Annotated in this window: 13 protein-coding genes; 7 read left to right on the top strand and 6 right to left on the bottom strand. The window is 74.7% G+C overall.

Going from position 1 to position 11,739, the window contains the following annotated elements:
• Positions 1-126: 126 nt before the first annotated feature.
• On the top strand, positions 127-732 hold the full coding sequence (locus IE313_RS33515) for a TetR/AcrR family transcriptional regulator (RefSeq protein ID WP_189938989.1): 606 nt from the start codon (positions 127-129) through the stop codon (positions 730-732).
• 433 nt (positions 733-1,165) lie between these two features.
• Here IE313_RS33515 and IE313_RS33520 read toward each other — a convergent pair whose 3' ends face one another.
• Together IE313_RS33520 and IE313_RS33525 are read right to left on the bottom strand one after the other, a co-directional pair.
• Positions 1,166-2,428 (bottom strand): hypothetical protein, encoded by a 1,263-nt coding sequence (locus IE313_RS33520; protein WP_189938990.1) that lies wholly within the window; start codon positions 2,426-2,428, stop codon positions 1,166-1,168.
• Positions 2,429-2,549: 121 nt separating this feature from the next.
• Positions 2,550-3,029, bottom strand: coding sequence for a hypothetical protein (locus IE313_RS33525; protein WP_373317119.1), 480 nt, complete (start codon positions 3,027-3,029; stop codon positions 2,550-2,552).
• 153 nt (positions 3,030-3,182) lie between these two features.
• Between IE313_RS33525 and IE313_RS33530 the strand changes: the two genes are divergently transcribed.
• Both IE313_RS33530 and IE313_RS33535 read left to right on the top strand, forming a co-directional pair.
• Complete coding sequence (locus IE313_RS33530; protein ID WP_189938991.1) at positions 3,183-3,956, top strand: MBL fold metallo-hydrolase; 774 nt, start codon at positions 3,183-3,185, stop codon at positions 3,954-3,956.
• Positions 3,956-4,570 carry a DedA family protein gene (locus IE313_RS33535; protein ID WP_189938993.1) on the top strand — a complete coding sequence of 205 codons (615 nt, stop codon included), beginning with the start codon at positions 3,956-3,958 and terminating at the stop codon, positions 4,568-4,570. The genes IE313_RS33530 and IE313_RS33535 overlap by 1 nt, the downstream gene beginning before the upstream one ends.
• Positions 4,571-4,638: 68 nt before the next feature.
• Here IE313_RS33535 and IE313_RS33540 read toward each other — a convergent pair whose 3' ends face one another.
• Positions 4,639-6,150, bottom strand: coding sequence for an aminotransferase class I/II-fold pyridoxal phosphate-dependent enzyme (locus IE313_RS33540; RefSeq protein ID WP_229925164.1), 1,512 nt, complete (start codon positions 6,148-6,150; stop codon positions 4,639-4,641).
• 118 nt (positions 6,151-6,268) lie between these two features.
• Positions 6,269-6,988, bottom strand: coding sequence for an ANTAR domain-containing response regulator (locus IE313_RS33545; RefSeq protein WP_189938994.1), 720 nt, complete (start codon positions 6,986-6,988; stop codon positions 6,269-6,271).
• A gap of 73 nt (positions 6,989-7,061) precedes the next feature.
• Between IE313_RS33545 and IE313_RS33550 the strand changes: the two genes are divergently transcribed.
• Complete coding sequence (locus IE313_RS33550; protein WP_189938996.1) at positions 7,062-8,213, top strand: PAS domain-containing protein; 1,152 nt, start codon at positions 7,062-7,064, stop codon at positions 8,211-8,213.
• Positions 8,214-8,538: 325 nt separating this feature from the next.
• Here IE313_RS33550 and IE313_RS33555 read toward each other — a convergent pair whose 3' ends face one another.
• Positions 8,539-9,348: an RNA polymerase sigma factor SigF gene (locus tag IE313_RS33555; RefSeq protein WP_189938998.1), complete on the bottom strand. Its 810-nt coding sequence runs from the start codon at positions 9,346-9,348 to the stop codon at positions 8,539-8,541.
• A gap of 175 nt (positions 9,349-9,523) precedes the next feature.
• The gene (locus IE313_RS33560; protein WP_189939009.1) at positions 9,524-9,688 is read right to left on the bottom strand and encodes a hypothetical protein; all 165 of its coding nucleotides are present in this window, start codon (positions 9,686-9,688) and stop codon (positions 9,524-9,526) included.
• Positions 9,689-9,862: 174 nt separating this feature from the next.
• On the opposite strand from IE313_RS33560, the gene IE313_RS33565 reads away from it, so the two are divergent.
• From IE313_RS33565 to IE313_RS33575, 3 genes are all read left to right on the top strand, one after another.
• On the top strand, positions 9,863-10,249 hold the full coding sequence (locus tag IE313_RS33565; protein ID WP_189939000.1) for a DUF2795 domain-containing protein: 387 nt from the start codon (positions 9,863-9,865) through the stop codon (positions 10,247-10,249).
• An 80-nt stretch (positions 10,250-10,329) separates the two neighbouring features.
• Positions 10,330-10,815, top strand: a complete 486-nt coding sequence (locus tag IE313_RS33570; RefSeq protein ID WP_189939002.1) for a CBS domain-containing protein — start codon at positions 10,330-10,332, stop codon at positions 10,813-10,815.
• Positions 10,816-11,044: 229 nt separating this feature from the next.
• Positions 11,045-11,587 (top strand): type 1 glutamine amidotransferase domain-containing protein, encoded by a 543-nt coding sequence (locus IE313_RS33575; RefSeq protein ID WP_189939004.1) that lies wholly within the window; start codon positions 11,045-11,047, stop codon positions 11,585-11,587.
• The last annotated feature ends 152 nt before the right edge of the window (positions 11,588-11,739 follow it).

The raw sequence follows: 11,739 nt of genomic DNA on the forward strand, positions 1-11,739 counted from the left end.
ACTCCTCGGGACGGCATGGGGGCAGGAAGGCGCACGGGCTCCGGCGGGTCGCCGGAGCGGCAGCACGTCCACCGTAGAGGAATTTTTTGCGTCACTCAAAACTTTTGGTTGCTCTAAGCTTGTGGCATGGGACTTCGCGAGACCAAGAAGCAGCAGACCCGCCGGGCGATCGCCGACGCCGCGCTTCCCCTGTTCCTGGAACACGGCTTCGACCAGGTCACCGTCGCCGAGGTGGCACGCAGGGCGGGCGTCTCCGGACAGACCGTCTTCAACTACTTCCCGACCAAGGAAGACCTCTTCTTCGACCGCCAGGCCGAGGTCGAGGACGAACTCGCCTCACTCGTCCGCAACCGCGAGCCCGACACCTGCCCCGTCGAAGCCATCCGCGACGATGTGCTCACAGCGCTGGAGCAGGGGCGCTCCGAATTCGCCGACCCGGACGAGGCGCTCCGCTTCTGGCGGGTCATCCAGGACAGCCCCGCCCTGCGCGCCCGGGAACGGGAGATCGCCGAACGCACCCAGATCGCACTGGCAGCCGCCCTTCAGGCGCGGGCAGCCACTCCCGCGCCCGCCCTGCTGGCCGGTGCGATCGCCGGTCTCCACCGCGCCGTGCAGCGCGAACTGCGCCATCGGATCATGACCGGCGAGCGCGGCGCCCGGTCCCGCGCCGACATGACGGGAACCGTCCGGACCGCGTTCGACATCCTCTGCCACGGCCTCCACCAGGCGTAACACGCCAGGAGGCATACGGCACGGCACCCGTCGCCCGGCCGGCGCCCGCGGCAATCGGACCCGCCCCGCGCCACAAGACGGATGCAAGGCGGCTCACATCGGGGCACCTCCCTTTCCGGGACATGCGTGGTGCGGGATGCGGGAGGTGCGTGGTGCGAGATCCGAGACGTGCGTGGTGCGAGATCCGGGCGCTTGACGGGCCTTCCGCCCTTACCGGCCAACCGGTCGGACGCCGACGGCCCCGACAGCACGCCCGTCCGAAGTGTGACGCCCGGCCCGGCTCGCCGTGCCGGGTCATCCTCGCGGTGCAGGAGAGGAAGCGGTTCGGCAGCGGCCCCGCCGAACTCACCGCGCCCACCGCCCACCGCGCCCAGCGGCCGCCGCACCGCCCACGGCCGCCCAGAGCCACTCGTGCAGGACCGCAAGCGGGTGCTCACAGCGGGGTGAAGCCGGCCGCCCGGTCCAGGGCGCGCAGGAGTTCGGGTTCGAAGCCGGCGCGGTGGAGGTCGAGGGCGGGCAGGCCCGCGGTGCCGAGGACGTCGAGCTGCGTGCGGTGCGCGGTGCCGAGCCGCCATGCCTCGCGCAGCACCCGGCGGGCCTCGTAGCGGGCGGCGCGGCCCGTCGCGTCGGTGTGCGCTTCGGGGAGCGCGGCGAGCCGGCGGGCCGCGCTTCCCAGACGCTCCGCGAGGTCGGCGGCGTGCCCGGCGTCCGGGTCGGGCGCGACACGGCGGGCCGCGGGCGACGCCACGCCCCGGCGCAGTTGCTCCATGCGCTCGGGCAGCGGCGTCCAGCCCGGCTCGCCGGCCAGCTCGATGTTCACCCTGGTCACGGCCGCCGTGTACGCTCGGGCGGCGCCCCGGGGTTGCAGCGGGGTTCCGGCGGGGCGGTACCGCGGCCCGGAGTCCTCGCCGGCCCTGCCGTCGTGGTTGCCCCGCACCGAGACCCACAGCCGGTCCGCGCCACCGGTCAGCTCCGTCATCAGCAGGCGGCGTACGAGCAACCAGCGGCGCAGCGCGGCCCGCGTCGCCCCGCGCAGCGGGTGGATCTCCACGATCGGCGGGCCGCCGGGGCGGCGGTTCTGCGGACGGCGCACGAGACGGACCTCGTCCAGCGCCGGCGCGAGGTCCTCCAGCCTGAGCGCGCACAGCTCGCCCACCCGCGCGCCGGTGTCCAGCACCACGCAGGCGAGCGCGAGCATCCGCACCCAGCGCGGGTAGCCGCGGGTCAGGAGGCCGCCGTCCGCGGTCCACTTGGTGCGGCGGCCGATGTGGTCGGCCAGGGTCTGCAGACCGGCGCGCAGCCGTTCGCCCCGGGCGGTGTCGACCGGGTCCTTGCGCGGCAGTTCCGCGAGCCGGCGCAGAGGGTGGACGTCCAGGCCGAGCGCCCGCTGCAGCAGCACCATCACGCCGGAGCGCACCATCGCCGTCGCCTCGCTGGTGGGGCGTGGGGCGCCGCGGTCGCGCAGTTCACCGGTGAGCGCAAGCCGCTCGTAGGCCCGCAGGGAGGTCGCCCGGAGCACATCGGGCAGCGGGTCCGCCACGGTCAGCGGATGTTCGGGGTGCTTCAGCGCGCGCACCAGTTCGCGGGCGTGGGCGCGGATCTGGCGGCGGCGGGCCTCGGAGGGCGCGGCCGCGCACACGGTCTCGACGGCCTCCCTGAGCCCGGCCACCTCGTCCAGGACGTCCGGTGTCTTCACGCCAGGCACGGTAGTCGGCTCCGGAAGGCCGCGCGGTGCGGCCGGGACGGCCGGTGCGGGACGCGGCGGCCGGACCGCTGAGGAGCCGGGCCGCTGGGGGCCGGACCGGCGGGGGCCCGTGTCAGCGGCCGTCGTAGCCGGCGGTCGGCATCGAGAGCCTGCGGTGCACGCGGGCCTTCATCTGCTGGTTGTAGCGGGGCTCGGCGAGGCCCGCCGTCTCGACGCGGATGCCGCGGCGGGCGCACTCGGCGGTGAAGTCGTCCACGGACCGCAGCGCACGCTCAAGGACACGGCGGCTGGGTGCGACGAAGAGGTCGACGAGGCCGGCGTCGGCGTCCGCCCACAGGGCGCTGTGGTCGGGGCGCAGGCCGTGCACGAGCAGTTCGCCGGTGACGACGTAGCCCTGCTCGGCGGCCCAGCGTGCGCACATGGCGTGCTGGCTGCGCGAGTCGACGAGGAACGGGTCCTCGTCGAGCTCCTCCAGGGGCGTCAGGCTGGCGATGGCCGTCACGCGCAGCGTCCGCTGCTCCCCTGCGCCGCCGCACGGCTCTGCCGCGCCGCGACCGCCGGGCGTGCCGGACGCACTGTCGTCGTCTCCCACGGTGCCCTCCCCACGCGCCCGTTGCGCCCCCGCACCCGGGCGTCGCCGCAGACCCTACCCCTGCCCGTAGGCTCGGGGGGAGTCGCACGGCCGGAGCACACACGCCCGGAGCAGCCGAACGGTGCGACCGCGGGGCGACGTGGGAGGCGGCGGATGCCGGTGGAGGTCACCTGGTGGGGACATGCGACCTGCACGCTCGGGGATTCCGGCGTACGGGTGCTGACCGACCCGCTGTTCGTGCGCCGACTGGGGCACCTGCGGCGGCGCGGCGGCGCGCTGCCCCCGCCCTCGGCGGCAGCCGCCGATCTGGTGCTGGTGTCCCATCTGCACGCCGACCACCTGCACGTGCCCTCGCTGGCGAGGCTGGCCGCCGGGACCAGGGTGCTCGTGCCGCGCGGCGCGCTGCGTGCGCTGCCCGCGCTGCGCCGGCTGACGTGGCTGCGGTTCACGGAGGTCGTCGCCGGTGACGAGGTGGCCGCGGGTCCGCTCCGGGTGCGGGCGGTGCCGGCACTGCACGACGGGCGGCGGCTGCCGATCGGCCCGCGCCGCTCGCCGGCGCTCGGCTACGTGGTGAGCGGCGAGGCGCGGTCGTACTTCGCCGGTGACACCGGGCTCTTCGACACCATGGCCGAGGCGGTCGGCGACATCGACGTCGCGCTGCTTCCGGTCGGCGGCTGGGGGCCCCATCTGGGGCCCGGGCACCTGGACGCGGGGCGCGCGGTGGAAGCGCTCGCGCGTCTTGCGCCGCGCAGCGCGCTTCCGGTGCACTACGGCACGTACTGGCCCATCGGCATGGACGCGGTGCGTCCGCACGAGTTCCACTCCCCCGGTGCCGAGTTCCAGCGGCTCGCCGCGCTGCGTGCGCCGGGGGTGGTCGTGCACCGTCCGGCGCACGGGGAGAGCGTCCGCCTGGAGGTGGCTCGCTGATGCTGTCCGCAGTGGCGCTCGTACCGCCGGAGTCCACCCAGCAGGCGGTGGGTTACCCGTCGCTGTTCCTGCTGGTGCTGATAGGCGCGCTGGTACCCGTGGTGCCTACCGGCGCGCTGGTGAGCTCGGCGGGGGTGGTGGCACTCCATCAGACGGCACCGTTCGCGCTGGTGGCGGTGTTCGGGGTCGCGGCGCTCGCGGCGTTCCTCGGTGATGTCGCACTGTACTGGCTGGGGCGCAGGGGCATGGGCTCGCGCGGCGGCTCCCGCTGGCTGGCGGCGATCCGCGACCGGGCGCCGGAGGACCGGCTCGCCCAGGCCCAGGAGCGGTTGGCCGAGCACGAGGTCCCGGTGCTGGTGCTGTCACGGCTGATCCCCGCGGGCCGGGTCCCGGTGATGCTGGCCTGCCTGCTGGCGAGGATGCCGCTGCGCCGCTTCGCCCGCGGCGACATCACCGCGTGCCTGGCGTGGGCGGTGACGTACCAGCTCATCGGCATCCTCGGCGGCTCGTTGTTCGCCGAGCCGTGGGAGGGCGTGGTGCTGGCCGTCGGGCTCACCGTGCTCGTCAGCGCGGCCCCTCTCCTGTGGCGCCGGATACGGGGCGGGCGGACGTGACGCGGCGGGTGCCGGCAGCGGGGCCCGGTGCGGCGGTGCGGGGTGCGCCGCGGATGTGCGGGGGTGGTTCAGGGGCGGTGCGCGGGTGGCCCGCCGGGGCCGCCGTCGCGCAGGTCGCCGAAGGCCGAGGCGAACGCGGCGAGTGCCACCGCCACATGGGGCAGCGCCAGCGGGTCGGGCGCGGTCAGGGCCTCGGCGCGCTGCTCGGGGGTCGCCCCCAGCAGCGGCCCGGTGGACAGCCGCACCCTGAGCGCCGCGAGGTCGTCGCCGAAGCGGTGCCCGCCCGGCGCCGGGGCGCCCAGCCGTGCGGTGAGGAAGTCCTCCAGTTCCTGGGCGTCCCTTACGCCGTGCGCCGCCAGCGCGGGCCGCAGCGGTGCGAGGTCCGCGTACAGGTGCCGGCCCGCCTGCGGTGGACGCGCCAGCACACCGGCCGCCCGTAGCGCCTGGTGGGCCGCGCCGGCCGTGCGCGCGTGCAGCCGGGCGGCGGTGGCGAGCCTGGCCCGCACCTCCTCGGGTTCGTCGAGGGCGAGCGCGGCGGCGGCCGCGACCGGGGCGGCGATCCGGCCGCCCACCGCCGTGAGCACGTCGAGGACCCTGGCCCGCAGCGCACGCCCCGGCCCCGTGTCCGCGAAGCGCGCCACCGCGGCGGGCCATCCGGCGGGCAGGAACGCCCCGGCGAGGTCGGCGATCACGGTCACCCCTTCCGGAACCATCTCCGCCGGGCTCACGACCACGGATGCCTCCTCGGGCCCCATGCCCGCGGGGTGGTCCGCGCCGGGCGGGGCGCCGGGCCCGGTCGGGGCGCGCCTTCCCGCGCCGGCCGCTCCCCCGGTGTCCGCGCCGCCGCCCGGCGTCCGCGCACCGTCCCGTGGGCCGGTGTCGTCCCGCCGGCCCGCCGCCCGGTACGGCCCCGGTGCCGGCCGGGTCCGTCCCGACCCGCCCGCGTGGACGGGTACGCGCTGTGCGGCCGCGGGGGCGGACGGGGCCGACCCGGTGCGGGAGGGCTGATGGAGTGTGTCGCGCAGCGTCTCGTCGCTCACGATGTGCAGTCCCTCGCCCAGTGCGGCCTCCACGGTCTCGTGCAGCACTTCGGGCGGGGGCACGGTGGCGGTCGGATCGTCGGCGACGGAGAGCACGAGCACCCGTGGCCGGCCGCCCTCGGCGCGCACCCGGCGCACCGTCTCCAGCAGGGCGTACGGGTCGGGGACGCCACCGCACTCGGCGGGTGTCGCCACCGGGAAGACGGCCCTGTCGAGCATCCGGGCCTGCGGCGCCCACCAGGCAGAACACGGCCTCGGCAGCAGCACGTCGCCGCCGAGCGCGGCGGTGACGGCGAGCAGCAGCAGCGGCGCACCGGGGGCGGTGGCGACCGTGCCGGGCGAGGCGGCCAGGCCGCGGCGCGTGAAGTACCCGACCGCGCTCTGCAGCAGTCGGGGGCCGCCGCCCGGCGGCTCGGCGCCGGTCCGTGCCGCCGCGGTCGCCACCGCGGCGGTCAGCTCGGGCAGCACCGGCAGGACCTGCTCGGGCAGGTCCGGGCCCTGCCGCACGGTGCCCCGGCCGTCATGAGCCGCCGTCCGCATACACACCTCCACACACCGCTAGCGGATCCCGCGCACCACCGCCCGTCACCACCCTCCCGGCTCCCGGCTCACGGCTCCCGGCTCACGGCGCCGGCCGCTCACCCGGCCGGCCCCGTCGTCAGGGTCCCTCCGCACCGGGCGCCAGGGACTCCAGCTCCTCCTCCAGGCCGTGGCCCCGGGTGTCCACCAGGCGCCGGGCGACGTCCGTGAGCTTGCGGTTCGTACCCTGGGAGATACGGCGCAGGACGTCGAAGGCGGCGTCCGCGTCGCACGACAGGACGTACATCACGATGCCGCAGGCCTGGTCGACCAGCGGCCGCGAGCGCAGTGCGGCACCCATGTGGTCGAGTTCGGCGAGCGCCGACTGGTAGGCGCGGTCCCGGGCCAGGCCGGTGGCGGTGAGTTCGCCGAGTGCCCGGGCCGGGCCGTGGCCGGCGTCGGAAAGCCCACCGGCGTGGAAGCTGTAGAGGCTGAGGGTGATGGTGAGGCCGTTGCGGCGGAACGGAATCGTCAGGCTGGAGCGCACTCCGGAGTCCAGGGCGACCGCGCGGTACAGCGGCCAGCGCTCCTCGCGCAGCAGGTCCACGGCGTCCACCTGCCTGCCGTGCTCGGCGGCCGTCGGTATGGGTCCGGTGCCCGACCGCAACTGCACCGCGACCAGGGCCGACAGGTCCGGATGGGTGACCGCGGCCGGGCGCTCGCCGCCGTCGGAGACCGTCGCGCTCGCGCCGCAGCAGCCGGCGGTGCAGTCCACCGCCTTTTCGGCCAGGTCCGAGAGCCTGCGGCCCGGCAGTGCGGACTCCGGCGTCTCGGGGCCCAGATGGTCCGAGTCCGGCATCGATCTCGCCTCCTCTCCCGACTGCTTCCCGCTCGCCTCACCGGAAAACGGATTCACCAGCTAAGTTCGAGCCATGGCACAGACCGACGAGTTCGGCGAGGAGCTTGCCGACTTCGTACACCGTATCGCCGAGCTGAAGACCGCCCGGAGTGTTCCGGAGGGGGACCTGCGGGCCGTCCTCGACGCGGCGCTCTTCGAGCTCGACCATGCGGCCGGGCATTTGTGGCCACTGTACGAGCGACTGGTCACCGGTGGCGCGTCGGCACCGTCCGCGCCCTCCGGCGACCGCGTGGAGCAGCAGTTGCTGCGGGCGATGTTCCAGCGTTTCCCCCTGGCCGTGGCGCTGGTGGACCGCGAGACGGTGGTCCGCAGGATGAACTTCGCGGCGACCGTCCTCACCGGAGTGCGCGCGGGCTACGCGACGGGGCGGGCGCTCGCCGGCCTGCTGGCCCACGCCGACCGTGCCGCGTTCCGTTCCCAGGTGGCGGCGGTGGCACGCGGTGAGGGCGACCGCAGCCTGGTGGTGCGCCAGCAGCACGACCCGAAGGCCCGGGTGCGGGCCACCCTGACGGCTCTGCGGCCCAGCAACGAGCCGCGGATCGTGGTGCTGGTCGTGCTCCAGCCCGCGGACGCGCACGGCCGCACCGGCCCCCGCGGCGGCCCGTCCGAGACGTCGGGCCACCTGCCCGACCTCTCCGAGACGACCCGGCACGCGGTCCTCACGGACCTGCTGGACTCGATGGCCACGGCCCTGATCGGCGTCCCGACGGACGACGGCCCCGACGAGGTGCTCAGGCGGGCCGCGCGGGTGCTGCACGGCCGCTTCGCGGACTGGGTGGTGGTGGAGTCGGGCGCCGCCCGGTTGCGGCGGGTCACGGTGCTGGGCCCGGACGACGCGGGCACGCTCGCCGAGTCCCTGGCGAAGCAGGACCCCACCGGGTGCCCGCTGGTGGTGGAGGCCGCGCGGGGCGGCTCCATGGCCGTCAAGGTGCGCCCGGAGGACCCGGAGGAGTTCGGACGGGACTCGTCGGACGATCCGGTGCTGGTACGGGCCAACGTGACCTCGCTGGTGTGCGCGCCACTGGCGGACGGTGGGGACGGCGCCGTCCAGGGCGTCCTCACGCTGTTCCGCACCGGCGCGCGGCTGGCGTTCTCGATGGCCGAGGCCCAGACGGTCGACATGATGGCGCGCCACATCGCCCTGGCCATGCGCCGCCGCGCCTGACCCGGCACGCCGGACGGCCCACCGGGCCGGTGGGAAGACGGCCCACCGGCCCGGCCCCGTCGGCGCGGCCCGCTCGCCGGCGTCGACGGCTCGGGTGGAGGGCCGGACAGCGTGTGGGCGGCGACGGCGTCCCGCGGCGGTCCACCGGGCGGCCGGGGCGGCACGGCGCCGGCCACCGGCAGGCCGCGGGGGCCCGGGCGGGTCACCGGCCGAGGCTCCTCGCGGTGCCGCGCTCCTCGCGGTGTGTCCGGGCCATCGGCCGGCCGGTGGTCGGCCGATGGCCCGGCGCCTGCGCGGAGGGGGCGCCCCGCGGGGCGCGGGGGGATCACGCGGCCTGCGGCATGGCCCGGTCGTGCAGGATGTCCTCCCGCAGCCGGCCGCAGCTACGGCTGATCAGGCGCGAGACGTGCATCTGCGAGATGCCGAGCTGCTCGGCGATCCTGCTCTGGGTCATGTCGCCGAAGAACCGCATGTAGAGGATGGCCCGCTCGCGCTCCGGAAGAGCCCGCAGCCGCGGCTTCACGGACTCCCGGTCGACGACGACGTCCAGCGCCGGATCGATCGAGCCCAGGGCGTCGCGCAGTGCGTAGCCGTCCTCGCTGCCGGGCAGCTCGGCGTCCAGCGAGAGCGCGGTGAAGCTGTCCAGGGCCTCCAGGCCGATCCGGGCGTCCTCCTCGCTCATCCCGGCCCGCTCGGCTATCTCGGGCACACTCGGCAGCCGCCCGGACACGGACTGGGTCAGGTCCTGGCAGGCGAAACGGACCCGGTTGCGCAGGTCCTGGACGCGGCGCGGTACGTGCAGGGTCCACATGTGGTCGCGGAAGTGCCGCTTGATCTCCCCGGTGATCGTCGGCACGGCGTAGCTCTCGAAGGCGCAGCCGCGCGCCGGATCGTAGCGGTCGACGGCCTTCACCAGGCCGAGGGCGGCCACCTGGCGGAGGTCCTCGTAGGACTCGCCGCGCCCGCGGAAGCGGCCGGCGAGCCGGTCCGCCATGGGCAGCCAGGCCTCCACCAGCTTGTCACGCAGCTCGTCGCGCTCGGGTCCTTCGGGCAGCTTGGTCAGCCGGCGGAAGTCCTCGGCGGTGTCGGGGGCATCGTCGTGCGGGTGGTGCTTCGCTCGGGTGTCGGTTCGCATAGCGCGTCGCCACTCCCTAGAAGAAGACGGGTGAAACGGCCTTCGTGGGAGTGCGTGTACCGGTACGGGGAGACACACCCGGGGTGCAAAAACGCCGCTCCCACGGACGTGCCTCCTGTCCGAAGCACTGGTCTCCCTGTGCCCTGGTCCGGCGAGCCCGAAACCTCACCCGTGGTCAGGCGTCACGACCCGTGTCGCGCACCCCGGCCACGACCGGGGAGGGTGCTTCGCGCACCTCCGGCTCGTCCTCGGCCCGCGGGAGCATCAACTCCTCGTAACGGCCGAGCGCCACCAGCACGCCCAGCATGAAAAACGGCACGAACACGGCGATAAACGCCATGATCCATTCCTTCCACTGAATATCCAGCAAAGGGGGTAAGATCCGGGTCTCCCGCGGAGCACCGGGTAAACCGGTGGACGGCTCCGGAAACCCAAGTCGTGGACGTCCGGCCGTGTCGCGGGCGCCCCATCGGGTACGCGAAGATCGTCTGTTTACGTACCTTTGGAGGCAGGCATGCAACGAGGTAGTGACCGGCTGAGCGTGCACCGTGACGAGGAGATGAAGGCGGAACTCCGCGGGCTGCTGACGTCCGGGCATCCGACCCGGAGCGAGGAGTGGCACGACCCGGAGCCGAGCGCCGAGGACGACCCGGAGGTGGCGGGGGGTCCCGTGACCCCGCAGCGCTCCCCCGGCGCGGTGGACGCGCTCCACTACGAGCTGGCACGGAACCTGGGCCGGGCGGCGTTCCCCGCCAAGCCCGGCCGGCTGCGGGCCGCGCTGCGTGATCGGCACGCCCCGGACGAGCTGGCGGAGCAGCTCAAGGCACTGCCGGGCGACGTCAAGTACACCAATGCCCACGAGGTGGCCGAGGCACTGGTCCGGGCCCGCCGTGAGGCATGAAGAAGCGTCCCTCGGGTACTGCGGGCATCGTCGCGGGACGTAGTGCTTCCGCGGCCGGGAGACGCAGAAGGGCCATTGCCATGGCTGATGTGGTGAGGGAGGTCATGACGCCGGGCGCGGTCATGGTCCCGCCGGACGCCTCGCTCGTCGAGGCCGCGCAGCTTATGCGCGCCCAGGGGATCGGGGATGTCCTGGTGGCCTCCGGACAGCATGTGCTGGGGGTGCTCACGGATCGTGACATCACCCTCCGGGCGGTCGCGGAGGGCTCGGACCCGCTGACGGTGAGCGCACGGGCCGTGTGCACCCCCAACCCCGTGGTGGTCGGCCCGGAGGACTTGGTGACGGTGGCCGCGGGCCTGATGCGCGAGCACGCGATCAGGCGGCTGCCGGTCGTCGAGGACGGGCGTCTGGTGGGCGTGGTCAGCATGGGCGACATCGCGGTCGCCGAGGAGCCCGGGTCCACGCTGGCTGAGGTCAGCCGCGCGGACGGGCACGGGCGGCGGCGGGACGGGGGCCAGCCGCGGGGCGGTCCCGACCTGGCGGAGCCGCCGACCCGCGGCTGGTGAGCGGCGGACCCGGGCCGGGCCGCCGGCAAGAACGCGCACGCCAGGAGCCGAAGGAACGGAAAGAGGCACCAGGCACACAGGAAACCCAAGAAACACGGAGCACAAGAAGCCCAGAGCACAGAACGCAAGGAACACAAGGACCGAGGCACACAAGGACCGAGGAACACAGGAAACCGGAAACCGGGAAGACAGAAAACCGAGGAAATCGGGGAAAGGCGAGGATCTCCTTATGCGTATCGCATTTCTCATGGCTCCCGAGGGCGTCGAGCAGGTGGAGCTGACCGAGCCGTGGCAGGCCGTTCGCGACGCCGGTGACGAGCCCGTGCTCATCTCCACGAAGTCCGGTCGGATACAGGCGTTCCAGCACCTCGACAAGGGCGACACGTTCCCCGTCGACGACGTGGTCTCCCACGTCTCCGCGGACTCCTTCGGCGGCCTGGTGCTGCCGGGCGGCGTGGCCAATCCGGACGCGCTGCGCATGGACGAGCAGGCGGTGTCCTTCGTACGGGACTTCTTCACCCAGGGGCGTCCGGTGGCGGCCATCTGCCACGCGCCCTGGACGCTGGTGGAGGCGGACATGGTGCGGGGGCGGACGCTGACGTCCTGGCCGAGCCTGTGCACCGACATCAAGAACGCGGGCGGCACCTGGGTCGACGAGGAGGTGCAGATCTGCGACCAGGGCAACAACATCCTGGTCACCAGCCGGAAGCCGGACGACCTGCCGGCGTTCTGCCGGGCGTTCATGCGGGAGTTCGGCCGGGCGATGGTGTGAGCCGCGGCCCGGTGCCGTGCTCCCGCCGCGGACAAGCCGGACGGGCCGGCACCTGAAGCCCGGGCCGGCCGGAAGGGTCCGGGCCGGTACCGGAGGAGAAGGTCCGGCACCGGTCGGTCGGGTCGGACGCGGCCGCCCCGCCGCGTCCGACC

This window comes from Streptomyces sulfonofaciens (assembly GCF_014656295.1).
GTDB classification, from domain to species: Bacteria; Actinomycetota; Actinomycetes; order Streptomycetales; family Streptomycetaceae; genus Streptomyces; species Streptomyces sulfonofaciens.